The 24213-nt window shown below is 45.3% G+C and carries 27 protein-coding genes; 11 read left to right on the top strand and 16 right to left on the bottom strand.

Annotated features, from left to right (window positions below):
* Window positions 1-134: 134 nt before the first annotated feature.
* The 9 genes from MGMO_RS00410 to MGMO_RS00370 all read right to left on the bottom strand — a co-directional run bounded on the left by MGMO_RS00410 (window position 135) and on the right by MGMO_RS00370 (window position 9010).
* Entirely contained in the window at window positions 135-890 is a 756-nt protein-coding gene (locus MGMO_RS00410) for a class I SAM-dependent methyltransferase (protein WP_023493024.1), read from the bottom strand.
* Window positions 887-1303, bottom strand: coding sequence for an adenylyltransferase/cytidyltransferase family protein (locus tag MGMO_RS00405; RefSeq protein ID WP_036306330.1), 417 nt, complete (start codon window positions 1301-1303; stop codon window positions 887-889). The genes MGMO_RS00410 and MGMO_RS00405 overlap by 4 nt, the downstream gene beginning before the upstream one ends.
* Before the next feature lie 9 nt (window positions 1304-1312).
* Complete coding sequence (locus MGMO_RS00400) at window positions 1313-2317, bottom strand: hypothetical protein (protein WP_023493022.1); 1005 nt, start codon at window positions 2315-2317, stop codon at window positions 1313-1315.
* Window positions 2310-3455 carry a phosphonopyruvate decarboxylase gene (gene aepY, locus MGMO_RS00395; RefSeq protein WP_023493021.1) on the bottom strand — a complete coding sequence of 382 codons (1146 nt, stop codon included), beginning with the start codon at window positions 3453-3455 and terminating at the stop codon, window positions 2310-2312. Before aepY ends, MGMO_RS00400 begins: the two co-directional genes overlap by 8 nt.
* Entirely contained in the window at window positions 3455-4753 is a 1299-nt protein-coding gene (aepX, locus tag MGMO_RS00390) for a phosphoenolpyruvate mutase (RefSeq protein WP_023493020.1), read from the bottom strand. Before aepX ends, aepY begins: the two co-directional genes overlap by 1 nt.
* A complete protein-coding gene (locus tag MGMO_RS00385; RefSeq protein ID WP_023493019.1) occupies window positions 4747-5790 on the bottom strand; it encodes a hypothetical protein in 1044 nt (347 codons plus the stop codon). Before MGMO_RS00385 ends, aepX begins: the two co-directional genes overlap by 7 nt.
* Window positions 5787-7079: an ABC transporter ATP-binding protein gene (locus MGMO_RS00380; protein ID WP_023493018.1), complete on the bottom strand. Its 1293-nt coding sequence runs from the start codon at window positions 7077-7079 to the stop codon at window positions 5787-5789. The genes MGMO_RS00385 and MGMO_RS00380 overlap by 4 nt, the downstream gene beginning before the upstream one ends.
* Window positions 7076-7906 (bottom strand): ABC transporter permease, encoded by an 831-nt coding sequence (locus MGMO_RS00375; protein WP_023493017.1) that lies wholly within the window; start codon window positions 7904-7906, stop codon window positions 7076-7078. The genes MGMO_RS00380 and MGMO_RS00375 overlap by 4 nt, the downstream gene beginning before the upstream one ends.
* A gap of 522 nt (window positions 7907-8428) precedes the next feature.
* Window positions 8429-9010, bottom strand: coding sequence for a beta-class carbonic anhydrase (locus tag MGMO_RS00370; RefSeq protein WP_023493016.1), 582 nt, complete (start codon window positions 9008-9010; stop codon window positions 8429-8431).
* A gap of 167 nt (window positions 9011-9177) precedes the next feature.
* Between MGMO_RS00370 and MGMO_RS00365 the strand changes: the two genes are divergently transcribed.
* A complete protein-coding gene (locus tag MGMO_RS00365; protein ID WP_023493015.1) occupies window positions 9178-10080 on the top strand; it encodes a LysR family transcriptional regulator in 903 nt (300 codons plus the stop codon).
* Window positions 10081-10167: 87 nt separating this feature from the next.
* Here MGMO_RS00365 and rplS read toward each other — a convergent pair whose 3' ends face one another.
* The 5 genes from rplS to ffh all read right to left on the bottom strand — a co-directional run bounded on the left by rplS (window position 10168) and on the right by ffh (window position 13531).
* Window positions 10168-10509, bottom strand: a complete 342-nt coding sequence (gene rplS / locus MGMO_RS00360) for a 50S ribosomal protein L19 (RefSeq protein WP_023493014.1) — start codon at window positions 10507-10509, stop codon at window positions 10168-10170.
* A 24-nt stretch (window positions 10510-10533) separates the two neighbouring features.
* Window positions 10534-11268, bottom strand: a complete 735-nt coding sequence (gene trmD, locus MGMO_RS00355; protein ID WP_023493013.1) for a tRNA (guanosine(37)-N1)-methyltransferase TrmD — start codon at window positions 11266-11268, stop codon at window positions 10534-10536.
* Between the two features lie 8 nt (window positions 11269-11276).
* Window positions 11277-11783: a ribosome maturation factor RimM gene (gene rimM / locus MGMO_RS00350; RefSeq protein WP_036306327.1), complete on the bottom strand. Its 507-nt coding sequence runs from the start codon at window positions 11781-11783 to the stop codon at window positions 11277-11279.
* Window positions 11784-11803: 20 nt separating this feature from the next.
* Window positions 11804-12055, bottom strand: coding sequence for a 30S ribosomal protein S16 (gene rpsP, locus MGMO_RS00345; RefSeq protein WP_023493011.1), 252 nt, complete (start codon window positions 12053-12055; stop codon window positions 11804-11806).
* 120 nt (window positions 12056-12175) lie between these two features.
* Window positions 12176-13531: a signal recognition particle protein gene (gene ffh, locus MGMO_RS00340; RefSeq protein WP_023493010.1), complete on the bottom strand. Its 1356-nt coding sequence runs from the start codon at window positions 13529-13531 to the stop codon at window positions 12176-12178.
* A gap of 59 nt (window positions 13532-13590) precedes the next feature.
* On the opposite strand from ffh, the gene MGMO_RS20795 reads away from it, so the two are divergent.
* The 7 genes from MGMO_RS20795 (at window position 13591) to gltA (ending at window position 20448) form a co-directional block, all read left to right on the top strand.
* Entirely contained in the window at window positions 13591-13725 is a 135-nt protein-coding gene (locus MGMO_RS20795) for a hypothetical protein (protein ID WP_268768261.1), read from the top strand.
* Window positions 13725-14534: a cytochrome C assembly family protein gene (locus MGMO_RS00335; RefSeq protein ID WP_023493009.1), complete on the top strand. Its 810-nt coding sequence runs from the start codon at window positions 13725-13727 to the stop codon at window positions 14532-14534. The genes MGMO_RS20795 and MGMO_RS00335 overlap by 1 nt, the downstream gene beginning before the upstream one ends.
* A gap of 237 nt (window positions 14535-14771) precedes the next feature.
* A complete protein-coding gene (zwf, locus tag MGMO_RS00330; RefSeq protein WP_023493008.1) occupies window positions 14772-16241 on the top strand; it encodes a glucose-6-phosphate dehydrogenase in 1470 nt (489 codons plus the stop codon).
* Between the two features lie 31 nt (window positions 16242-16272).
* Window positions 16273-16395 carry a hypothetical protein gene (locus MGMO_RS20790; RefSeq protein WP_268768260.1) on the top strand — a complete coding sequence of 41 codons (123 nt, stop codon included), beginning with the start codon at window positions 16273-16275 and terminating at the stop codon, window positions 16393-16395.
* A 67-nt stretch (window positions 16396-16462) separates the two neighbouring features.
* Complete coding sequence (gene edd / locus MGMO_RS00325) at window positions 16463-18283, top strand: phosphogluconate dehydratase (protein WP_023493007.1); 1821 nt, start codon at window positions 16463-16465, stop codon at window positions 18281-18283.
* 172 nt (window positions 18284-18455) lie between these two features.
* Window positions 18456-19106, top strand: coding sequence for a bifunctional 4-hydroxy-2-oxoglutarate aldolase/2-dehydro-3-deoxy-phosphogluconate aldolase (locus MGMO_RS00320; protein ID WP_023493006.1), 651 nt, complete (start codon window positions 18456-18458; stop codon window positions 19104-19106).
* Window positions 19107-19161: 55 nt separating this feature from the next.
* Window positions 19162-20448: a citrate synthase gene (gene gltA, locus MGMO_RS00315; RefSeq protein WP_023493005.1), complete on the top strand. Its 1287-nt coding sequence runs from the start codon at window positions 19162-19164 to the stop codon at window positions 20446-20448.
* Window positions 20449-20593: 145 nt separating this feature from the next.
* Here the strand turns inward: gltA and MGMO_RS00310 are convergent, their stop codons facing one another.
* Window positions 20594-21016 (bottom strand): hypothetical protein, encoded by a 423-nt coding sequence (locus MGMO_RS00310; protein ID WP_023493004.1) that lies wholly within the window; start codon window positions 21014-21016, stop codon window positions 20594-20596.
* 101 nt (window positions 21017-21117) lie between these two features.
* Here MGMO_RS00310 and MGMO_RS00305 point away from each other — a divergent pair, with 101 nt between their 5' ends.
* Window positions 21118-22173 (top strand): NAD(P)-dependent alcohol dehydrogenase, encoded by a 1056-nt coding sequence (locus MGMO_RS00305; RefSeq protein ID WP_023493003.1) that lies wholly within the window; start codon window positions 21118-21120, stop codon window positions 22171-22173.
* Window positions 22174-22201: 28 nt separating this feature from the next.
* On the opposite strand, the gene mobA is transcribed toward MGMO_RS00305, so the two are convergent.
* On the bottom strand, window positions 22202-22792 hold the full coding sequence (gene mobA / locus MGMO_RS00300) for a molybdenum cofactor guanylyltransferase MobA (protein ID WP_023493002.1): 591 nt from the start codon (window positions 22790-22792) through the stop codon (window positions 22202-22204).
* Window positions 22793-22834: 42 nt separating this feature from the next.
* Between mobA and MGMO_RS00295 the strand changes: the two genes are divergently transcribed.
* Both MGMO_RS00295 and MGMO_RS00290 read left to right on the top strand, forming a co-directional pair.
* Window positions 22835-23290 (top strand): DUF302 domain-containing protein, encoded by a 456-nt coding sequence (locus MGMO_RS00295; RefSeq protein WP_023493001.1) that lies wholly within the window; start codon window positions 22835-22837, stop codon window positions 23288-23290.
* 121 nt (window positions 23291-23411) lie between these two features.
* Window positions 23412-23816, top strand: coding sequence for a hypothetical protein (locus MGMO_RS00290; protein ID WP_023493000.1), 405 nt, complete (start codon window positions 23412-23414; stop codon window positions 23814-23816).
* Window positions 23817-24213: the final 397 nt, after the last annotated feature.

Here is a 24213-nt window from a genome sequence, read left to right as displayed (position 1 = left end):
CTTATATATACCTCTCCATGGCAGTCACAACTCGACATTTTCAACATCTCTTCTGTCCAAGTTTTTTTATGTGGCAGCCTCCAAATATACCTTTCTCGTTATTTAGTGGCTTAATTTTGAAATAAACCCTCCAATTATTCATCACTGCCTTTCGCTGCCTTGAGCAATGAGCTTTTGGTGCATTTCGCACTATGAGATTTTTTTAATATAACCCCAAATCGATATGGGTTTTGCGCATAATTTGGCACACAACCATCAAATATTTCGTAGTCACAGCCATTTTCTATTGCCTGTGTCTTAAACCAATCCCGTTCGTAATAAGTGTGTTCAAGTCCTGCATATTTCTTCTCATATTCTTCTTGAGTCAGTTTGTCTCTGCGAAAAGCTTCAGATTCTTGCTTAGTCTCTAAATCAGGAACTTCCAATACAGCTACGGCAATTCTTGCTTTTTTTATCATTCGTGCCAAAACCTCAGCGGCATATTCTTGAGAGAAATAATGAAACACACCATTGGACATGACAAAATCATAAGTGGTACTTGTACCCACAGATTTTGCCGCAGCAATGTTAAATTCGCCATCTGGCAAGGCGCGGGTTGCAGCAGAAATTAGTGCCTTTGAATAGTCGAGGCCACCAACAGTCAGGTTATGGCGTTGACATAATGCGTATAAAAAAGCGCCTGCTCCACATCCGATTTCGTATACAGTCGCTCCATCGCTGATTCCTAATTTATTTGAGATAATTCCAACGTATGCCTGCCAGTCACTTACCTCAATACGTCCAGCTCCGACATCAAAACCATCCAATTTTATTAAAGCCCCTAAGTCCAATGTACTGCCGAGATCGTATGCCCTTCTGTTCCATATTTCTTGCCAATTCTGTGTGCTCATTGCCCACTTGACTCCAATATGTCGGCAACTGATTTAAGAACACGGCTACGAAGCAAATTACTGCTTATGCCTTCTGTGCGAGATAAAATAAGCAACCGCTCTTGCCTAATAGGATTGCTGTTGTCATGACCATGAACTAACAGATCTATACGGTGCAAGTCGAGGAATGCCTCATCTATCAACCAGTTACAAGAAACCACTTCGTCAACGTATTTTACGGACTCTAAAATCTCCCTCCGCTCTGAAAAATTGAGTTCAGGCAAATAGCCTTTCTTTATGCGTATTTCATCGTCGATTGTCAAAGCAACAATCACTGTTCCAAGCTCTTTGGCAGCTTTTAGTAAACGTATATGTCCATGGTGGATCAGGGTGGCAGACATATCGACCATAATTCTTTTACTAGGATTGTTCATGTGTGATTTTTAGCTCCCAATTTCAGCTATTTCAAGTACATCCTGAATATCCCCCTTAGCCTGACGTTTCAGATGAATCTCTCCCAAATGACAAACTATACTCCCACCCATCCCTCCTCGTGAGAAATAAAGAACAGCCCTCGGATCTTTAGACGTGATGTTACAGTTGACGTGAGTACATATTTTGGGTTGATATTCTGCTGATACTGTTAGCCAATTCGACATTTTTCGAATAAATCGAGTCTTATTTTCCTCGACTGCAAACTTAAAGTCATCATGATTGGGTAACACATCAACCAACGAAGCGAGCGCATGATATGGCCCCGTCATTCTTTTTTCTAAATGGGTAGACAAATTTAAGTAAAAGGAATCTACTTCTTGAATAGGAAAATCATTGAAAGCTATAAAAGATGCACCCGTAAGTCCAAAAAGTCCTTTGCAAGAACTATATCCAATCACATCTGCCAAATCATGATCATCTTCCAATCCAATTGAAGCAGTCGCATCTAGCATCAAACGGGCACCTAATCGTTTAGCTATACTGCTTAATAAGGTAATGGACAATTTCAATCCAGAACTGGTTTCTGTTGAACACGCAACCAACCAGTCAAAATGGCCAATAACATTATCCATCTCATGCCAATTCACGCTGGCAACTTCGTTTATTACACAAACCCGGCGATGAGCGGATTCTGCAAGCCATTTAAGTCGATCCGAATAATATCCGGTTGAAATAATAAGCACTCGACCATATAGAAAATTCAAGGCTGACACTTCAAGAGCCAAACTTGCAGAACCTTGCATTCGCGCAATGTATCGATGCCCCGTCATTGCTTTTAAACTCTCCAGGACTTGTTCTTCTACTTGATTGTAGTCAATATCACCACGACCAAAACATGGGCGCAGACCTGTTAAATTTTCCGACAATAAGCTAGCTGGCCCTGGGGTAAATAGAAGTTTTTCCTGATTCTTTTTTTGAACAAGCCACTCTATAGAATGATCTGCATTAATCACCAAGACCACCTTTAAGGAAACTCATAAATTCTGACTTATTAACCGACGGTTTACGATCGGGACGACCAAGATCCGCCCTAGAACCGCGCTTGCATATTATTTCCAGAAAACAGCTACAATTAGCGTCCAACATTACTTCAATTGCATTTTTTATTTCTTCCTCAGTGCTAGTGCTTATTGCCAAACCATAACCACAACTGTCTGCAATATTTTTCAATTCCAAACCCAAGGCCAACGTTGGCTGCCCCCCCACTGAATCATGCGCCCCATTGTTGATAACAATATGCAATATATTAGGACAACCTGCACTTATAATTAGGCAACCCATATGCATTAGCATTGCCCCATCACCATCAATGCAAACCACTTTTTTCCCTGATCGAGCGAGTGCAATGCCCGTAGCAATCTGTGAGGCATGCCCCATACCACCCACTGTTAAGAAATCTCGCTGATATCCACTCACAGCAGCTTTACGAAGTTCAAAAAGCTCTCTGGAGGCCATTCCCGTTGTAGCAACCACTGGCAAACTTTCCGGCAAACAAGCTATTATGAATTGGATTGCAGATTCTCGCGTTAGAAGATGTTGTTCATTGCGCGAATCCCTTAACTTGAAAGCTGAAAATGTGTGTTTACGAACTAACATCGCAACCGGACCAGATCTTGCCAATGCTAAATCAGTAAGTTCTTCTACGGTATTCAGGACATTGGTTTCTTTATCGAAAATACGATAGGGAATATCGAGGACATCAAGTTGTCCTACAGTAATTTTCCCCTGTTTCACATGTTGCGGTTCGTCATGTATCTGCTCACCTTGAGATAAGACTTCCCCTCTCCAACCAATCATTAACAACATAGGGATACCGTACACTTCCGGATCGGCTAACGAAGCAATAGGGTTAACAATATTTCCTAATCCTGAATTTTGTAGATATACGAGCGAAGGGCGTCCACTAACAAGATATTGCCCGATAGCCAAACCAATAGCAGAACCTTCATTGGTTGCGATAACATGACGCGTCGGAGGTAAATTATCAGTAATACATGCACAAACATCTTTAAGCAATGAATCTGGCACGCCTGTTACAAACCTGATATCCGACTTTTTAAGTGAGTCAAGAAAGTCCTCAGGATCAATCATTATTTTGATCCTGGAATAAGTTCTATTACCTCGTTGATACTCAACAACTCATGCTCAACTTCAGCAGATCGACCATTTCTTAAAATTTCGTGCGCTACTTGTTTCATAGCCGGATAAGCTGAACGCAATAAATGGTTTGCATATATCACAACATTAAACCCATGATTTGCTAATTCATGCTCCTTAACCTCATTATAGCTTGTGGGTACACATACCAAAGGGAGATGAGGAAAATTCTGCCTAAAGATTCTGGAAAACTCAAAAACCTCGTCAGGAGTTTTTTTGCGGCTATGGATCATTATTCCATCAACGCCAGAATCAGCATATGCTAGAGCACGTTCAATGGCGTCTCCCATACCTTTATCAAGAATGAGGCTCTCTATTCGAGCTATGATCATAAAATCATCACTTACTCGAGCTGCCCGTCCTGCACGAATTTTGTCACAGAAAACATCGACATCTTCTTGTGTTTGAACCACATCATTTCCAAAAAGTGAGTTTTTCTTGAGTCCCGTTTTATCTTCAATGATTGTAGCCGATATCCCCAAACGCTCCATGGTGCGAACATTCAATTCAAAATGCTGGATTTTCCCTCCTGTATCGGCATCCATAATCAAGGGTTTTGTAGTGACATCGAAAATGTCATTAATGTTTTGAAGCCTGCTATTAATTTCGAGCGCCTCAATGTCTGGCTTGCCGCGGGCGGCGGAGTCGGTTAATGAACTTGACCAAAAACCATCAAACTGCCGGACTTTGCCATCAACATCTACATGCGCATGCTCTGCGATTAAGGCGGATATGGGATTGTGGGCCTCTATGAAGCGGGATATTGGCTTGGCAGCAATAAGCCTTTTTAATGTTTTTCTACGAATATCTGGTGTAGTCCCCAATGCCCGAAGCTGACTCGCCATCTCATTTGAAGAAACCCCATCTGTATAAGGAATTTCTATCAACCGCCCACCGTACTCATTTAGGGCGGAAATTGCTCGAACGCGCAATGGTGCCAACGGCCCCTCAAGCCAGTCAGTTCCATGTACCATATAATCAGGACGGTACTTCTTTATATTTGAAACATAATCCCACTCTTCTTGAGGCACAACTTGAGTAACACCACTAATATTTTCAATAATTTTCTTGCGGTGTTCGTAAGTCAGATAAGGCAATCGTTTATGATCTGCTACAGCTGAATCTGTGAGCAAGCCAACGATAACATCACCATACTCCCGAGCCTTTTCTATGATATTTACATGCCCATGATGCAATATATCAACAGTCATACCAATATAAGCAGTTACCATCCCAATACCTTTTTAAATAAACTCACACCAGAAAAACCAATATTTTTCCTTGCCAGCCATTCTTGAATGAACATATCTATTATTGATGCCGCATAGCTAGAAGAATCGATAGGCGGCTCATAAATAAACTGATTATTGATACTGATATCTTTTGGCAATTTTCTTTCAAAGAACCCTTCTAATTGAGCGTAATCACATAAAATCTTCTTTAGCTCAGGGAATGGCATAAATTTAATCTCTTTACAAAAAATTGAACTTTGAGGCTTTGCTGATACAGATGGATCTGCAAATCGACCGGTTTCAATGGAACACCCAAATGGCAAAAATTCTATACTAGCAGAAGATGAATCAGTAATGAGTAACTGTGCCCGAAAAAATATATCACACAAATTGGAACGCCTATCAATATATTCGACATTTTTGAAATTACATTTTTTTAAATAATCCTCCATTTCAATAAGAGATTTTATTGATTCTTGATATTCAATTTCCGACCCTTTTGGCGGTTCGAGGCCATTCTCATAATCATAATAAACATGATTTTTTATCAAAACCTTATAACCAGTATTGACAAGTATTGGCAATAATTCAACCCACTCCCGATTACCTATGAAACTAGGCGCATATATAATTGCCTTTTCAGTATTTCTTTGAGTAACACCTGAACTTAATATTTTGCCAAGCTTAGGCCACCCAATAGGTAATATGTGAACTCTAGGCAGCGATTTTTTAGCCTCGCCTTTATGTGCCTTTCCTGGCACTAATATTAAATTATAATATTTCAGATAATTTTTCTCATTCGAATAGACTTCTAAATCGGCCAAATCATGACTCATATGAATCAGATATTGATAGTTTTTTTTATTTACGGAAGGCTGAAATACAGAATGATCTAACATAATTCCAACTTCAGCTCCTGATGGTTTTGAGGCTTGTCCAATTAAAGCATTACAATCATATTTTTTCGATAAAATAGAACAAATATCGCCAATTGATTGGAACTGAATATTATGATGAGCAATAAAGTCAATTTTCATTGCAAACGCCAACTACAAGGAATATATACTTCTGAACCTTCTTTAGATATAACTTCGAACTGTGATCCTAGATACCCAACCTTTCTATGGTCAACAATTGATATTTTTATTGCCGATGAAATATAATCGTCAGAACTCACGCCAACCTGACTCTGTATCCAAGGCCCTAATGTATAGTTTCCTGGATATACTTTTATAGATGAAACCGTAATTTCGAACTCGTGTACACCTGCTTCTATATTCATGAAAAAACCATCAAACGATGAACGAAAATCATGAATTAATATACCTGTTAAGCTTCTAAGCATAACACCGATTATCGGTTTACTTATGTATGAAAAAAACTCACACCTTAGTTTAATCACCACACTATCACCCATAGCAAAAACTGCCTGTGGATTGCCATATATATCCCAAGTAGATATATGCAAAAACTTTGCAAAAGATTGATGCCCTCTTCGACCCAATTTGAAATCAGATAAATCCTGATTTTCAGACTCTTGTATATCTTGATTATATTTTAAGATTGTTTCATTTACGTTCCCAGCAAAACTTATTGAACCATTCTGCAAAAATAAGGCAGCATTACAAAGAGCAACAATTGATCCCATACTATGACTAACAAACAAAACAGTGCGCCCATCATGTGAAGCTTCATCCATCTTCCCTAAACACTTCTTCTGAAACTGCGCGTCCCCTACCGCCAACACTTCATCCACTATCAATATTTCCGGTTCCAAATGTGCGGCAACCGCAAAAGCCAAACGTACATACATGCCTGATGAATAGTGTTTAACTGGTGTATCCAGAAATTTTTCTACTTCGGCAAAGGCGACGATTTCATCAAACTTGGCTTTTATTTCTTGCCGCTTCATGCCTAGGATAGCACCATTGAGAAATATGTTTTCCCGCCCGGTCAGTTCTGGGTGAAAACCCGTACCTACCTCCAACAAACTGGAAACTCGGCCTTTAATCCTGATTTGACCTGTTGTGGGTGTGGTGATACGGCTCAGGATTTTCAGTAATGTCGATTTGCCAGCACCGTTGCGGCCAATGATGCCTACCCTGTCACCTTGGTTGATTTCAAAATTAATGTCTTTTAAAGCCCAGAAATCTTCATGCACAATCGTATTGTTGAAGCTGGATATGGGATGGCGCAAGTAGTTAAAGGCTCGTTTTCCGCAATTCGCCACTGCGCCACCTAAAGTTTCATAGTGGTAACGGCTCTGTTGTTTTTGATGATCGATCACATAGCATTTGCCGACATTTTCGACTTTAATTGCCGTCATAACACGTCCGCAAATTTTCTTTCGCGTTGATTAAAAAACGCGATACCGCTGATAAGCAATAGGATCGAAAGCGTGATTGAGACGATTAAGCCAGGCATATACAAATTGATCCCCTCGCCTAATAAGCACCAACGAAAGCCGTCGATTACACCTACCATTGGGTTTAGGTTATATAGCAATCGCCATTGTTCAGGAATGATGGTACTGCTAAAGCCAATCGGCGAAACATATAAACCAATCTGAATGATAAAAGGCACGATATAGCGGAAATCACGGTATTGTGCGTTAAGGGCGGCGATCCATAAACTTACGCCCAATGCAGTAACTACTGAAAGTATTAAAAATAAGGGCAAATAGACAATCTTTAGGGTTAATGGTGTTTGATAGCAAGCCATAAGGGCTAACAAAATGACGAAGGAAATTGCAAAATCAATCAAGTTTACAAAAAAGGGCGCGATGGGGATGATAATCCGCGGAAAGTAAATTTTGCTGATCATCTGCGCATTGTTCACGATGGACAAACTACTTTCTTGCAATGATGATGAAAAAAAATACCACGGTAACATCGCGGCAAAAACCATAACCGGGTAGGCTGATTGACCTTCTACAGGGAGCTTCGCCAATCGCCCAAACACGATGGTGAAAACGACCATCGTCAAAAGCGGCTTTATAACGGCCCAGGCCACACCAATAACGGTTTGTTTATAACGTACTTTAAAATCACGCCACGCCAGAAAATAGAGCAAGTCCTTATATTCCCAGAATTCCCGTCCTGCTCCGCCTAATGTTTTGTTGGGCGTTATTATGGTCTCTTTCTGATCATTCATTCGGTTTTGAAGTTTTGCTTTAAATGGTCAAGACAACTTTTTTATTAGTTGCATTGAAGTATAGCGAAAATATACAAAAGCATCCGTAAACTCAGTCACAAAAAAGCCTTTGTGTTGGCAATATCGCGGAGAATTGCGCCACAGCAAAAAACACATTCGACTTGGATTCTTGTATTGCACCTTATGTTGAGCATAAATTGGTGCGATTTACTGTATTAGGTATTTGGATTTGCAATCCAACAAGATGCCATAAAAACTCAGACGCTCAGAGAAAGGCATTGCAAAATCTCAGCCTTGGTGGGGCTAGTCATCAATAGTTAAAAGGGATTAACAAGATGATGCAAACCTAAACTAATACAACTAATATCAGTAAGGTTGCAAATAGTTGATCGCTTGAAAGTGGACTTAAATAAAATTGATTCCGTTCATGGTTCGACAAAGCTCACCACGAATGGAATCAATTTGCCAGCTAACTGGGTCTCTCGGTGTTCGTTAAAACTTAATCAACGCCACTTTAAAAAATCAACAACACTTACCCGCTTGAGTCGCAGATGGCACTTCTATCAAACGGCCTGATGTCACGTCGTAGATATAGCCATAGATCGGGATGCCACCTGGCACTAAAGGATGACACCTGATGCGGCAAACGTCTTCGGTGACACTTTCTTCCTGCGTCTTGATGGTTAGCCAGTTGATGTATTTGCCTTCGGCACAACCCGGTCCTTCACAGCAGTCATGCCAGCCATTTTCGTCGATGGACGCTGTTTTCAGGCTTTTTGACAGTAAATCACCCATGATTTCATTGGTGAATAGTTCCATGCCGCAGTTGGTGTGGTGGATAACAAACCACTCTCTTGTACCAAGCAGTTTGTAGGAAATGACTAGCGAGCGGATCGCGTCGTCACTGGCACGACCGCCCGCATTACGGATAACGTGGGCATCGCCTTCTGACAATCCGGCATATTTGGCGGGATCCAATCTCGCATCCATGCAGGTCAAAATAGCAAAACTTCTGGCCGGCGGCAGGGCTAGGGAGCCTTTGTCGCCGAAATTATTGACGTATTCTCTGTTCGCTGACAGTACTTCATGAAGAATATTACTCATGTCTCGCTCCGTTATTATTATATAGGCAATAAAAAGCCGCTTGACTCAATCATACTACATGAAAAAACCAAGCGGCATTAACTATCTCCCACCCAAAGTGTATACTCATCAATCAGGGTTTTGAATAGTGTAATATATTTATAGAATATAAATTTTAAGTTTACAGTATGGACAAGTTAAATAATATGCAGGTGTTTTGCCGCATTGTCGAGCTGGGGACTTTTGCGTCGGTCGCCAGGGAAATGGACTTGTCTGCGATGATGATTAGTAAGTACATCGCGCAATTGGAAGAGTCGCTGGGTGTTGCCTTATTGAATCGAACGACCCGTAAAATCAGCTTAACCGAAGCCGGAGAAGTCTATTATCAACGCAGTAAACAATTATTGGATGATTTTTCCGAACTCGACGAATCCACCTCTCAGCTAGGGCGCAATGTAAAGGGGACGCTACGGGTTAGTGCTTCGATTGATTTTGGTGGCTTATATATGGTGCCTGCGATAGACGCATACCAACAAGCCTATCCTGACGTAAAGATCATGATGACCTTGCATAATAGCCAAGTCAATTTGAGCGAGGGAAGTATTGATCTGGCTATCTTGGTCACCGATACGCTAGATTTAGGAGTGGTTGCACGAAAAATCGCCGAAACCCGTTTATGCACTTACGCTTCTCCGGGATATATCCGGCAATATGGCGAACCTAAGGTTATTGAGGAATTAAAGTTTCACCATTGTCTTTACAATACCGACACACCGCATAAGGATTATTGGATTTATCGGGTTGATAATGAAGAAGTTAAAGTAAAGACAAGCTGGCGGCTCGCCTCGAACAATGGCCGAGCATTATGCCAAGCCGCAGCTTTGGGAATGGGTATTACGCAAGCGCCGGAATTGTCTGTAGCAACGTATCTTGCCCAAGGCCAATTGGTAGAAATATTGCAGGATCATCGCATTCCGACGTTAGCGATTTATGCGACCTATTTACAGCGGCGGTTTATGCCCGCCAAATTGACGACGTTTGTGGATTTTCTGGTTCGTTATTTTGCCGAAATTGATATGCACAATCCCTGAGGGCGGGGTTTTGAGTCCACTTCCTTACAGGCATAAAAAAGGCAACCCTAAGCTGCCTTTTTTAGGAATAAAGCCAGAAAAATGGACTTACAGTTTTTCCTTGATCCGGGCCGCCTTACCGGTAAGGTCACGCAAGTAATACAACTTGGCCCGACGGACATCACCCCGGCGCTTGACCTGAATCTCGCTGATGATAGGGCTATGGGTTTGGAATACCCGCTCTACGCCTGTGCCGTGGGAAATTTTTCGTACGGTAAACGCAGAATTCAAGCCGCGATTACGCTTTGCGATAACGATACCCTCAAACGCCTGAATCCGTTCACGCTCACCCTCCTTAACCTTGACCTGCACAACCACAGTATCTCCGGGTGCAAAATCAGGGATCTGCTTAAGCTGCTCTTTTTCCAATTGATCGATTATGTTACTCATTACCACACCTTATGTTTAATTCAATTAACCTTGATTCAAAAACTCTTTCAGCAAAATTTCCTGCTCTGCTGTTAATTCTTTTTTATTCAGCAGGTCAGGCCGCTTCTGCCATGTCCTGCCTAAAGCCTGTTTCATGCGCCAACGGCTTATGTCCGCGTGGTTGCCGCTCAACAACACATCCGGCACCGTACAATTTTCAACCTGTTCTGGTCTTGTAAAATGCGGGTAATCCAGCAAGCCGTCAACATGCGAATCTTGCTGGGCGGAATCTTCATCACCCAACGCACCGGGCAACAATCGCGTGATGGCATCTATAACCACCAAAGCAGCCAACTCGCCTCCACTAATGACATAATCGCCTATTGACCATTCTTCATCGCAATCCATATCGACAAAGCGCTCATCCACACCTTCGTAACGACCTGCAACCAGTATAAGCTGAGATAACCTGCTCGCTTGAAACAATAAGGCCTGGGTAATCGGCTTGCCTTGTGGGCTTAGGTACACTACTTTGGTTGAACCTGAGCCCGCTTTCTGTGCAGCAATCAGTGCATCATGCAACGGCTGGTATTTCATCACCATTCCAGGACCGCCACCGTAAGGCCGATCATCCACTGTCCGATGCTTATCGTGCGTATAATCCCTTGGATTCCACACTGACAGCTCAACAATGCCGTGTTCTTGTGCCCTTCCCGCGATGCCGTACCTGGCAGCACCAACAACCATTTCTGGAAATAGGGTAAGTACATCAAATCGCATGGCGAACGCTAAAAATCCGCGTCCCAATCAACTATCATCTTGCCCGTGGCAAGATCAATGGATTTCACTGTCTGCCCTTGTAGAAATGGCACTGCCAATTCCCGCTCACCTTTCACAACAAGCACATCATTTGCACCTGTTTCAATCAAACTGTCCACTTTACCCAGTTGAAACCCTTCCAGGTTTTCAACATCCAGGCCGATCAAATCAGTCCAGTAATATTCGCCTTCTTCTGGGGCTGGTAAATCTTCATGGCGAATATGTACATCCCAACCCATCAAAGCAACAGCCTCATCCCTGTCGGTGATACCGTCTATCTGGGCGATGACGCCTTTTCCCTGAATTTGTCCATCAATGGGCTTAACTAATAATGTTTGGTCACCTTTTTTTAGCAACCACTTTTTATAGTTGAGGATGTTATCCCTGGGTTCGGTATAGGAAAACACCTTCACCCAACCTTTTACTCCAAAAACGCCGGAAATTTTCCCGACTTGGATAAGTTCTTGCGTCAACAACCTGTTTTCAACAAGCTGGCTTACGCCGCCGCTTTTTGTGCGTCTTTAATTAGCTTTGCCACTCGGTCAGAAGGCTGCGCACCCTTAGATTTCCAATAAACCACGCGTTCGGTATCCAAGGATAGTTTTGTTTCGTTACCACGGGCAACCGGATTGAAAAAGCCAATCCGTTCAATATAACGGCCATCGCGTCCGTTTCTGCTGTCTGTCACGACAACATGATAAAAAGGGCGGTTTTTTGCGCCACCTCTGGAAAGACGAATTGTCACCATCTTTTTAAGTCCTCAAAGCATTTAGCCAAAAATAATCGACCTATTCTACGCGAAATAGCGAATAAGTGAAGAACAAAATTTTATCTTAACCGTAAAATAGCGCATTTTTGCGCCATGGCATTATCGCCGCATGCCCCGGACATTGTTTTTGATACCGCGCACCATATTGGCAATATTGCCACCTTTCATCTTTTTCATCATTTTCTGCATCATCTGAAATTGCTTAAGAATCAGGTTTACATTGTGCAGTTCTTGCCCGCAACCGTCCGCAATACGTTGTTTTCTAGTGCCTTTAATCAATTCAGGATAACGCCGTTCCTGCTTGGTCATAGACTGGATCACTGCAATCTGTCGTGCCAGCATCTTGTCGTTGACCTGTTCTTTCATAGCTTTAGGTACACTGTTGATACCAGGCAACTTATCCAGCATGGAAGCCACGCCGCCCATACTTTGCATTTGTTGGAGTTGCTCAAGAAAGTCGTTAAAATCAAATCCCTTCCCTTTCTGGATTTTCTTGGCAAATTTTTCGGCCTTTTCCTTATCGACCTTCTGCTCCATCTCCTCGATCAGGCTAAGCATATCGCCCATGCCTAAAATTCGGGAAGCCAGCCGGTCGGGATGGAAAGGCTCCAAGGCATCGATTTTCTCACCCATACCGATAAATTTGATCGGCTTGCCCGTAATATGACGAATCGACAATGCCGCACCGCCCCGCGCATCACCATCGGCTTTGGTCAGGATAACGCCCGTCAGCGGCAATGCGTCATTAAAGGCTTTGGCAGTGATTGCCGCATCCTGTCCGGTCATGCTATCGACCACGAATAGGGTTTCTATCGGCTTGATGGCGGCATGTAGTGCCTTGATTTCAGCCATCATATCTTCATCGACGTGCAAACGCCCCGCCGTATCGACGATGATGACATCCAGGAATTTCCGTTTGCCTGCATCAATTGCCCTTTGGGCTATATCAACCGGATTTTGGCTAACGTCGCTCTCAAAAAAATCCAAGGACAAGCTGTTCGCCAAGGTTTCCAATTGCTTGATAGCAGCAGGTCGATAAACGTCCACACTCACCACGCCAACTTTTTTCTTTTGGGTTTCTTTCAGCCAGCGGCCTAATTTGGCAACAGTGGTGGTTTTGCCCGCCCCTTGCAAACCCGCCATCAAGATAATCGCAGGCGGAACGGCATTGAGATTAAGCTTCTCATTGGCATTGCCCATCACTTTGACAAGTTCGGCTTGGACGAGCTTGATCATCGCCTGGCCAGGCGACAGGCTGGACTGCACCTCTTGGCCCAGCGCGCCATTCTTGACGTGCTCGATAAAGTCCGTGACCACCGGCAGGGCGACATCGGCCTCAAGCAAGGCCATTCGCACTTCGCGCAGGGTTTCCTTGATGTTATCTTCAGTCAGCCGCCCTTGGCCTTTGATCTTTTTAAGGGTACTGGTTAATCGGTCGGTTAAGTTATCAAACATGTCTTGTTCTTTACTGTTTTGGGGAAATCATTCCTGACGAAAATGCGCCAGGGCAATAAATGCGGTATATTACCATAGCCGCCGTGACTATGACATCCGGTGGCTATACGAATAACCGAGATGAACAAACGCCCCAACTATTCGGAAGATTGACACAGTTTCCCCGTTACACCATGCCCAGCACATTAAATTGATGAACGCCAACCCACTTGCCGATATCGCCATCTTTGCTTACCTAAGTAGCGCGATTTTGATTTTTAAACCGCTAAACCTGAAAGTTATTGGTCAGGATAAGTCAAAAAGGCTTGCACTCACTTTTGCTTGGGGGGCAAGCGCCCTCCACGGCTTATACATTGTGCTTATCACCCACCAAAATGCGAACTTTAATTTTAGTTTTTTTAGTATGGCATCACTGGTTTCATTGATTGTGGCCTTACTTTTACTTCTGGCCACACTCAGCAAGCCCTTCGAAAACATTGGCATTTTCTTGTTCCCACTGACTGCGTTAATGCTGGCGCTGGATTTGTGCTTCCCTGAAAAACAACGCTCACTTGACATGCATAACTGGCAGATGAATACCCACATCCTGAGTTCGATAATAGCATTCAGCCTGTTGAACATAGCCGCTGTGCAAGCCGTATTGCTGGTCATCCAAAACCAGCAACTGAGAAGCCATCCGCCTAAGCGTTATATTCAATCCCTGCCGCCGTTACAAAGCATGGAATCTCTGCTATTCCAAATGATCGGCGCGGGAGTGTTTTTCCTGAGCATTTCGCTAACCAGCGGCTTTATTTTTTTGGAAGATATCTTCGCCCAACACCTTGCCCATAAAACCATTTTTTCTATTGCCGCATGGTTGATATTTTCCGGTTTGTTGATTGGCCGCAGCCTATACGGTTGGCGGGGGCAAACGGCGATCAAATGGACTTTACTGGGATTCCTGTCCTTGCTTTTGGCCTATTTTGGCAGCAAATTGGTAATGGAGCTTATCTTGCATCGATAGAAAAATACTCGGCTTCCACAATCAGTGCCACTTACAGTAAACTTTGAGATAATAGCCTCGCTGTTTTTGCAGCATATCAAGGCCAAGACCCCCCTCACCTTGCGGAAGAGAGTTGGGAGCGGGGAAAATAAAAAAGGGAATCTCTTTTGGATACCTCCTCAACCTAACCGCCTCCCACCCGGGAGAAGGGATTAAACCGCCATTGGCTCAACCCCATTCATTCGACCCTACTAATAAATGAAGGACAAGAAAACTTACAAACCCTGCGACTTAGTCATATTTGGTGCATTAGGCGACTTATCCCGCCGCAAGCTGCTGATTTCTTTATACCGCCTTGAAAACGCCAACTTAATCGAACCGGACACCCGCATCATCGGGATAGACCGTCATGACGGAAATGACGAGGAATTTGTCGAAACCGCCCGTAAAAGCTTGCAAGAATTTTCCAGCGAACCGGTACAAGATGCGGTATGGGCACGATTTTCGGCGCGGCTTTCCTATGTAAAAATCGACTTGACCCGACTGGACGAATACCGACTCCTGAATACGGTGACGGACAACAAAACTCGTGTATTAGTGAACTATTTCGCGGTCGCCCCGTTCCTGTTCAAGGATATTTGCCAGGGACTCGCCAAATGCGGCGTGTTGACTAAAGAATCGCGTATGGTGATGGAAAAACCTATCGGAAACGACCTGGAATCTTCCATCGAAATCAATGATGTCGTCGCCAGCGTGTTCAGCGAGGACCAAGTCTTCCGCATCGACCATTACCTCGGCAAAGAGACGGTACTGAATTTGTTGGCATTGCGCTTTGCCAACTCCATATTTACGACGAATTGGAATCACAACACCATCGACCATATCCAAATCACGGTGGCCGAAGAAGTCGGCATTGAAGGGCGCTGGGATTATTTCGACAAGACCGGACAATTGCGCGACATGTTGCAGAATCACCTGTTGCAGATCCTCACCTTTATCGCAATGGAACCGCCCGTCAACCTGGAAGCCAAGAGCATCCACAGCGAAAAAATAAAAGTACTCAAGGCCTTACGCCCCATAACCAGCAGCAATGTGGACGAAAAAACGGTACGCGGACAATATACCGGCGGCTTCATCAAAGGCCAGGCCGTGCCGGGCTATCTTGAAGAAGACGGCGCAAATGTCGTTAGCAAAGCAGAAACCTTTGTCGCCTTGCGGGTGGACATCGACAACTGGCGCTGGGCGAGCGTGCCGTTTTACCTCCGTACCGGAAAGAGACTGATGGGCAAACGTACGGAAATTGTTGTGTATTTCAAGCAGTTGCCGCACAATATCTTTAAGGACAGTTTCCGAGACCTACCACCCAACAAACTGATTATTCACCTGCAACCCAATGAAGGCGTGGAGATTGAAATGCTGAATAAGATTCCGGGGATTGACGAGCATATCAAGCTGCAAAAAACCCGCTTGGACTTAAGTTTCTCGGATGCCTTCAAAAAGAACCGCATTTTCGGCGGCTACGAAAAACTGGTGCTGGAAGCCATGCGCGGCAACCCGACCTTATTCCTCAGCCGTGAAGAAATCGAACAAGCCTGGACCTGGATCGACTCCATCCAAGATGCCTGGAAGCATTACAACGAATCGCCTAAAGCCTACCCTGCTGGAACGTGGGGGCCGATTGCCTCGGTTGCCCTGCTGGCGAGGGATGGTAGGGCTTGGGAGGAATAATTGTGATTTTTGTAGGTTGGGTTAGACGCGCATGGCAACATTGACAAAACAACCACTGACCTTTGGGCTCGTTGTAACCCAACAATTGGCGGTTAAATTGCCGCCCAATGTTGGGCTACGGCGCACGGTTAACCTGATAGGAATCTTAGCGTAATTTGTTTTGTGCGCCTAACCCAACCTACGAAATATAGATTTTGAACATCAAAATAGAGAAATAAACCATGCACCCCGTCATAGAAAAAGTTACCCAGGAAGTCATTGAACGCAGCGATCCTACCCGTTCGGCCTATCTTAAATATATCGATGGCATTGGCAAACAAGGCCCCAACCGATTAGGGCTGCCTTGCGGTAATTTCGCCCACGGTTTCGCCGCGTGCAGTGAAAGCGAAAAAACCGACTTAAAAGGCAACCAAAAAGCGAATATCGCGATCATCACGTCTTATAACGATATGTTGTCGGCGCACCAGCCTTATAAAGATGCGCCTGATTTAATCAAGGCGGCGATCAGGGAAGCGGGCGGTGTCGCCCAGGTCGCGGGAGGCGTGCCCGCCATGTGCGACGGCATCACCCAAGGACAGCCGGGTATGGAACTGTCGCTGTTCAGCCGCGACTTGATCGCTATGACCACCGCCATCGGCATGAGCCACAACATGTTCGACGGCGCTTTATATCTTGGCGTGTGCGACAAGATCGTACCGGGCTTGTTAATCGGCGCCCTCAGCTTCGGCCATTTGCCTGCCGTTTTTGTCCCCGCTGGCCCCATGCCCAGCGGCATTACCAATAAGGAAAAAGCCCGCGCACGTCAAGCTTACGCCATCGGCAAAATTAGCCGGGAAGAATTGCTGGCAGCAGAATCGGCTTCTTACCACAGTGCCGGCACCTGCACCTTTTACGGCACTGCAAATAGCAACCAGATGATGATGGAAATCATGGGATTGCACCTGCCAGGGAGTTCTTTCATCAACCCTTACACCCCTTTACGCGACGAACTGACCAAAGCGGCAGCAAAACAGGTGCTGAAGTTCACCGCATTGGGTAACGATTACCGGCCTATCGCCCGCATGGTCAACGAGAAAGCCGTCATCAATGCCGTCATCGGTTTGCTGGCGACGGGCGGCTCAACCAACCATACCATGCACTTGATTGCAATTGCCCGTGCAGCGGGGATTGTCCTGAATTGGGATGATTTTGACCGCTTATCTAAGGCCATCCCCCTGATCGCAAAAATCTACCCCAACGGCCCAGCCGACGTTAACCATTTCCAGGCGGCGGGCGGCATGGGCGTGTTGATTGCGGAACTGTTGAAGAATGGCCTGTTACATGAGGATATCCTCACCGTTGCCGATAAGTGCGGCATGAACAATTACAAACAAGAACCTAAGCTGATTGACGGGAAACTGGTGTGGGAACCCGTACCTACAGCTTCATTGGATGAAGACGTGTTAAGTACGGTTGCACAGCCGTTTGCAACAGGCGGCGGCCTGCATTTGATGCAGGGCAATTTGGGACGCGGCATATCCAAACTGTCGGCGGTTTCCGAAGACCACCGGATTGTAGAAGCACCCGCCGTGGTATTCGACGACCAGGAAGATTTTCTGTCCGCATTCAAGCGCGGCGAGTTGGAAAAAGATTTAGTTGCCGTCATTCGCTTTCAGGGTCCGCGATCCAACGGGATGCCGGAGCTGCATAAGCTGACACCTCCACTGGGTGTATTGCAGGATCGAGGCTTTAAGGTAGCATTGGTGACTGATGGACGAATGTCGGGCGCATCGGGTAAAGTGCCGTCTGTCATCCATATTTGTCCTGAATGCGAAGTCGGCGGCCCCTTGGCAAAAGTGCGTAATGGTGACATCATCGCCTTGAACTTGCAGACGGGCGATTGCAACGTTCGGGTTGATGAGGATGAATTCAACAGCCGTGTGCCGTGGCCTAATTCTGCCAAAAACCACCACTACGGCATGGGACGCGAGATGTTTGGCGGTTTCCGGTTGGGGGCTTCGTCTGCCGAAACGGGGGCTTCAAACTTATTTGCAGTCGATTAACTTACAAATAATGCCTCTCTGCTGGAGAGGTTTGGGGCGAGGAGAATAAGCACAAGGGAAACGCCTTGTTAAATTCACCCTCATCTAGCCTTTTCCCTCAAGGGGAAATGCAAAACTTAACGGTCCTGATGCTAACCCATCCTTGAATCCACCAAATAATTAGGGTAGAACGATGACTCAAAAAAACTGGAAAGTCCAACCCAAAGAAGTCTTAAACGCCTGCCCCGTCATGCCGGTCATGGTGATCCAAAACCTCGACGATGCCGTGCCTTTAGCCAGGGCATTGGTGGCGGGCGGCATTAAAGTCCTGGAAATTACCTTGCGCACGCCGATAGCACTGGAAGCCATCCGGTTGATTAGCCAAGAGGTCAAAGAAGCCATCGTCGGCGTCGGCACTATCGCCAATCCGGCACAATTACAGGCGGCAGAAGAAGCGGGCGCGGTATTTGCGATCAGTCCTGGCATTACTCCCACCCTGTTAAATGCCGCAAAAGCGGGAAACATTGCCCTAATTCCAGGCATTGCAACCCTATCGGAACTGATGCTGGGTATGGAATACGGGCTCGACCATTTCAAGTTTTTCCCTGCCGAAGCGGCGGGAGGAATCCCTATGTTAAAAGCTATCACAGGCCCTTTYCCGCAAGCCACTTTTTGTCCGACTGGCGGTATTTCACCGGGAAACTATAATGAGTACCTGCAGTTACCGAATGTGGCTTGTGTCGGCGGCTCTTGGCTGGCACCGCAAGCAGTCGTCAACGAAAAAAATTGGGAAAAAGTTACCGAACTGGCACAAAAAGCGGTTGCTGACGCTATTCGGGTTTAGCTTTTTTCGGGCATTATGGTAATCTAAAAACCCATCCAAGACTGAGAGTGACTCCATGACCGATCCCCGCAGCCTGACATTGACAGACGACAATAAGCCCTTATGTGAATTGCCTGTATTATCAGGCAGTACGGGACCCGATGTATTGGATGTGCAAAGTTTGTATAAACAAACAGGCATGTTTACTTTTGACCCTGGTTTTACTTCCACTGCCAGTTGCCGATCTGCAATTACCTATATCGATGGTGAGGCAGGTATCCTGATGTATCGTGGCTATCCTATCGAACAACTCGCCGAGCAATGCACTTTCCTGGAAGTCTGTTACCTTTTGCTAAATAGCGAACTACCCAACGAAACAGAAATTAAAGCGTTCGAACATGAAATTACCATGCACACGATGGTGCATGACCAAGTAAACCTTTTTTTTCGGGGCTTTCGCCGTGATGCACATCCGATGGCAATCATGGTAGGCGTGGTCGGTGCGCTATCCGCGTTTTATCACGACGCGATGGACATCCATTCTAAAGCGGATCGTCAGGGCTGTGCCGTTCGCCTAATAGCCAAAGTGCCGACCATCGTTGCCATGTGCCATAAATACAGCACGGGCATGCCGTTCATGTACCCGAAAAATAAGTTGAATTATGTCGAAAATTTCATGCGGATGATGTTGGCTACGCCGTGTGATGAATACGAACCGAACCCGGTCTTGGTGCGGGCGTTGGATAGAATATTAATTTTACATGCCGACCATGAGCAAAATGCCTCGACATCCACCGTGCGCCTGGCGGGTTCCAGCGGCGCCAACCCTTTCGCCTGCATTACTGCTGGCATTGCCTGCCTATGGGGCGCGGCACATGGTGGGGCCAATGAAGCGGTATTGAATATGCTGCTGGAAATCGACAACGTATCCCGCATTGGGCAATACATCGACAAGGCAAAAGACAAAAACGATCCCTTCCGGTTGATGGGTTTTGGTCATCGTGTCTATAAAAACCATGACCCCCGCGCCAAATTGATGCGCGAAACCTGCCACGAAGTCCTGACCGAACTGGGCTTGCATGATGACAAGATGTTCAAGCTGGCATTGGAACTGGAGCGGATTGCGCTGGAAGACGACTACTTCATCGCCAAAAAACTCTACCCCAATGTCGACTATTACTCCGGTATCGTCTTGCATGCCTTGGGCATACCCAGCAAAATGTTCACCGCCATCTTTGCGATGGGACGCACAGTAGGCTGGGTATCGCACTGGGATGAAATGATTGCCGACCCCGACCAAAAAATCGGGCGGCCTAGGCAGTTGTATACGGGCCAAACGCGTAGGGATATACCGATAAGGTAAAAGCGCCCATAAAATCCAGGAATATTTTTTCCGTTGAGCATGAAAGTTTCAGGAAATTACGGTGTGCCGCAGCCCAATCGAGGTAAGCGAAAGCTTGAACCCCTCGATTCCATTACACTTCATCGAGGCTATGACACTATCTAACTTACTGTTCGGCCCTATCGATTAATTCCTCTTGCCCCGCTGCCTCTCCGGTACTTTGGGGTTTTAACAACTCGGCAATCAACTCGATGTGCGCCTGAAATTGCGGTATTTTAGGAATTTTCCATTCTTTTCCGACGATGCGGGAGAACAAATTGCTCAACCACGGACGATTGGATTGGGCTTGCTGTAGGATTAATTTGTGCGAATTTTCTTCGCTGATGATTGCAAATCCATCAATCCAAACCTCAATCAGTTCCGTTTCGCCGTAAAGCGTGGCTTGCACATGGGCTTTGCGCGCGTCTAGGTCAAAATTAAGCGCCGTAAATTCTACAATGCCCTTTAGCAGGATATTGGCTACCCACTTGACCATCATATCGGGTGTCCATTTTATGGCTGTTTTTAACAAACTGGATTTGTAACTCATTTTTGCCTTCGTCTGATTAAGGGATATGGCTATTATATTATCCGTTTTTTTAATTTACGATAAACTGCTTTCATAATCCCCCTTATAGGAAGGAGTATCCCATGCTAAAAACGCACGGTTTTGCTGCACAAAATGCCCATACACCTTTGGCTCCGTTCAGTTTTGAACGCCGAGATCCCGGCCCCAATGACATCCAGATTAAAATCCTGTTTTGCGGGGTATGCCATTCCGACCTCCATCAAACCCGTGACGAATGGGGATTTTCACGTTTCCCCATGGTTCCTGGCCATGAAATTATCGGCACAGTGACGGCAATCGGAAATGTCGTGACTGGCTTTAGCATTGGACAAACCGTCGGTGTGGGCTGCCTAGTGGATTCCTGCCGCGTATGCCCAGATTGTAAAGATAACTTGGAACAGTTTTGCAATGCACCGACTTTCACCTATAACTCAGAGGATAAAATCTCCGGCGGCAATACCTACGGCGGTTATTCTTCGCAAATTGTCGTTGATCAGCATTTTGTGTTGCGTATTTCCGACAAGCTCGATCCAGCCGCTGCCGCGCCACTGTTATGTGCAGGCATCACCACTTACTCACCATTAAGGCATTGGCAAATAAGCAAAGGCGATAAAGTCGGTATTGTCGGCTTAGGCGGGCTGGGGCACATGGGCGTTAAACTCGCCCGTGCCATGGGGGCGCATGTCGTGCTATTCACTAGCTCAGCCAGCAAAGTGGACGATGCCAAGCGGTTAGGCGCCCATGAGATCGTCATTTCCAAAGACACGGATGCCATGCAACAACATCTGCTTAGTTTTGATTTTATCCTGAATACCGTCGCCGCCGTCCACAACCTGGACAGTTATACCGAATTGCTTAAACGCGATGGGACACTTTGCCTGGTTGGCATTCCCGACCAGCCCCACCCTTCCCCGTCCGTCGGCAACCTGATCTTCAAACGTCGCCAAATTGCCGGATCGTTAATCGGTGGCATTAAGGAAACCCAGGAAATGTTGGACTTTTGCGCCGAGCATCATATCGTCTCCGATATTGAAATTATCCCCATCCAAAAGATTAATGAGGCGTATGAGCGCATGTTGCTTAGCGATGTTAAATATCGCTTTGTGATTGACTTGGCGAGTTTGGACGCAAATGTTTAACCATGCTTTGGATCATCAAAAAACCGGCCTAACCTTGGGCTTCTAAGTCCGACAGTTCTAGGAGGGTGTTAATATTGGTAAAAATCTCCGGTTCAGTGCAGAAATCTACTTTGACTATGTTTTGGCGCTCCAACCAGTTGTCCATCCTGTGACCGCCACTTTGCAAATAATCTTGCAAACTGGGCTTTAAACTTGTTTTTATCGCCAAAAAAACGGGATGCAAACGCTCACCATCAAAAGCGACGGCAACTTCGGCATTTTTTTGGGTGAGTGTTGAAAGCAATTTTTGTAGATGGCTCGCCTTAAATAACGGCGAATCGCAAGGCATGACAAGCAATATGTCCGTTTTGGCGAATATCATCGCCGCTAAAATCCCAGCCAAAGGCCCATCAAAATGGTCGGTTTGATCGCTAACTATGGGCAAGCCAAATTGTTGGTATTCCTGGAGATTTCGGTTTGCATTGACGACTGTCTGGTCTGCGACTTTGCTCATTTCAGCGAGAGCATAACTCACCATCACTCGCCCTTTGAAAGGAATCAATCCTTTGTCCTGATTGTTCATCCGTCGGGCAAGTCCACCTGCCAAGATAACACCGGTGACTTTTGTTTGTCTTGCCATAATGCTAATCTCTGTCTTTCCGTATAAACGAATCGTTCTTACATGGATCCACGTTGCCTTATTTTCGCAATCCTATTAGGGATTACAAGCTGCGCCAGTCAACCGCCCGGCGAATTTGTACCTTACTACGAAGTAGAAACGCGCAAACCTTATGATGAGGTATTAGCCGAACTTGAAGTCGCCATTGCAGAAAACAATTTCAGGATAACCGGTCACAGCCGCGTTGGCAAAGTTATCCGAGACCGTGGCACGAAAAATTTCCCCGAATACGACACCATCCAATTTTGTAATTTAACCGAAGCCAAGACCATCCTGTTGATGTCACCACAGGCCATCAGGCACATGCCCTGTAATGTGGTCACTTACCAATTTCAAGGCAAGACTGTCATTAGATCTCATTTATTGCCGACTGACACGGACAACAAGGCATTGAATGAATTTTCGGTTAGAATGAATCAGGTACTAAAAAAGATGGTCGATTTCGCGGCAGAAGAATAGCCTTTGTTATCTTATTAAAAAACCATCACGGCATTAACCCACTGGAACGACGAGATTCTCAACTAAACCTACCGATTTTAGAAAGGTACGTTATCAAACAGGACAGGAAAAAATAGACTTCATGAAAACACACAACAGATCCCTACTTATTCTGGCCGCCCTATTCGCAATAGTCGGTTGCGCCTCAACCAGCGAACAGGAGGCTTCCGGTAAAGCGTCCGAGCAAATCCCAACCGTGAAAACTAACGATTATCCCACTCGTGACCGGGTCGAATACGTCTTAAACTGCGTAGCACAGCATGGTGGCCTCACTTTCATAACTCAATACGCTTGTGGGTGCAAAATAGACAAGATTGCCGAAAAGCTCACTTTTACCGAATATGAAGCCGCCAAAACTTTTTCCATGCTAAAAAGCACCCCCGGCGAAGCGGGAAGCATATTCCGTGACCCACAGCAATCAAAAGACTTACGCAAACAATTGAAAGAAGCAGAAGCTTACGCAGAAAAGAACTGTTTTGTTAAATAGGTTGGCTCGACGGATTGGCAAAATTAGCCGCTTCAAGACCTTTTAAACCATTTGGAAACACGGCTTATTACCAATTAAGTCCTTACACGACTCCCGCGACCAACCGATATTAGGCTGATACTGTCATAGAAACGATTCGAAAAATGGCTGCCGCTTAACCAGGGATTCCTTTGCAACAAAATACAGAAAATTAAGCATCCACAACGACTAGGCCTAGTGTTGAAGCAAAGTGGATTGGCACAATATTGTTGTATATCCAATACAATTGTTGTATGATTAACACAAGGGTAGATATAGTTACTGAATTCAATATTTCCCTATTTGTTATCGCTTTTGGGATTTAATACTAAATCCCCTCATAAATTAACTGGAAGTTGTATTTAACAAGATCAGGTTT

It is taken from the genome of Methyloglobulus morosus KoM1, assembly GCF_000496735.2.
Taxonomy (GTDB): Bacteria; Pseudomonadota; Gammaproteobacteria; order Methylococcales; family Methylomonadaceae; genus Methyloglobulus; species Methyloglobulus morosus.
Note: the sequence above shows the minus strand (reverse complement) of the source record. Positions and strands in the feature narration are given on the sequence as shown.

Bases quoted from the DNA above. Each gene is read 5' to 3' on its own strand.
- MGMO_RS00410 (WP_023493024.1), bottom strand. From the start codon at position 890: ATGAGCACACAGAATTGGCAAGAAATATGGAACAGAAGGGCATACGAT.
- MGMO_RS00405 (WP_036306330.1), bottom strand. From the start codon at position 1,303: ATGAACAATCCTAGTAAAAGAATTATGGTCGATATGTCTGCCACCCTG.
- aepY (WP_023493021.1), bottom strand. From the start codon at position 3,455: ATGATTGATCCTGAGGACTTTCTTGACTCACTTAAAAAGTCGGATATC.
- aepX (WP_023493020.1), bottom strand. From the start codon at position 4,753: ATGGTAACTGCTTATATTGGTATGACTGTTGATATATTGCATCATGGG.
- MGMO_RS00385 (WP_023493019.1), bottom strand. From the start codon at position 5,790: ATGAAAATTGACTTTATTGCTCATCATAATATTCAGTTCCAATCAATT.
- MGMO_RS00380 (WP_023493018.1), bottom strand. From the start codon at position 7,079: ATGACGGCAATTAAAGTCGAAAATGTCGGCAAATGCTATGTGATCGAT.
- MGMO_RS00375 (WP_023493017.1), bottom strand. From the start codon at position 7,906: ATGAATGATCAGAAAGAGACCATAATAACGCCCAACAAAACATTAGGC.
- MGMO_RS00370 (WP_023493016.1), bottom strand. From the start codon at position 9,010: ATGAGTAATATTCTTCATGAAGTACTGTCAGCGAACAGAGAATACGTC.
- MGMO_RS00365 (WP_023493015.1), top strand. From the start codon at position 9,178: ATGGACAAGTTAAATAATATGCAGGTGTTTTGCCGCATTGTCGAGCTG.
- rplS (WP_023493014.1), bottom strand. From the start codon at position 10,509: ATGAGTAACATAATCGATCAATTGGAAAAAGAGCAGCTTAAGCAGATC.
- trmD (WP_023493013.1), bottom strand. From the start codon at position 11,268: ATGCGATTTGATGTACTTACCCTATTTCCAGAAATGGTTGTTGGTGCT.
- rpsP (WP_023493011.1), bottom strand. From the start codon at position 12,055: ATGGTGACAATTCGTCTTTCCAGAGGTGGCGCAAAAAACCGCCCTTTT.
- ffh (WP_023493010.1), bottom strand. From the start codon at position 13,531: ATGTTTGATAACTTAACCGACCGATTAACCAGTACCCTTAAAAAGATC.
- MGMO_RS20795 (WP_268768261.1), top strand. From the start codon at position 13,591: ATGCGGTATATTACCATAGCCGCCGTGACTATGACATCCGGTGGCTAT.
- MGMO_RS00335 (WP_023493009.1), top strand. From the start codon at position 13,725: ATGAACGCCAACCCACTTGCCGATATCGCCATCTTTGCTTACCTAAGT.
- zwf (WP_023493008.1), top strand. From the start codon at position 14,772: ATGAAGGACAAGAAAACTTACAAACCCTGCGACTTAGTCATATTTGGT.
- MGMO_RS20790 (WP_268768260.1), top strand. From the start codon at position 16,273: ATGGCAACATTGACAAAACAACCACTGACCTTTGGGCTCGTTGTAACC.
- edd (WP_023493007.1), top strand. From the start codon at position 16,463: ATGCACCCCGTCATAGAAAAAGTTACCCAGGAAGTCATTGAACGCAGC.
- gltA (WP_023493005.1), top strand. From the start codon at position 19,162: ATGACCGATCCCCGCAGCCTGACATTGACAGACGACAATAAGCCCTTA.
- MGMO_RS00310 (WP_023493004.1), bottom strand. From the start codon at position 21,016: ATGAGTTACAAATCCAGTTTGTTAAAAACAGCCATAAAATGGACACCC.
- MGMO_RS00305 (WP_023493003.1), top strand. From the start codon at position 21,118: ATGCTAAAAACGCACGGTTTTGCTGCACAAAATGCCCATACACCTTTG.
- mobA (WP_023493002.1), bottom strand. From the start codon at position 22,792: ATGGCAAGACAAACAAAAGTCACCGGTGTTATCTTGGCAGGTGGACTT.
- MGMO_RS00295 (WP_023493001.1), top strand. From the start codon at position 22,835: ATGGATCCACGTTGCCTTATTTTCGCAATCCTATTAGGGATTACAAGC.
- MGMO_RS00290 (WP_023493000.1), top strand. From the start codon at position 23,412: ATGAAAACACACAACAGATCCCTACTTATTCTGGCCGCCCTATTCGCA.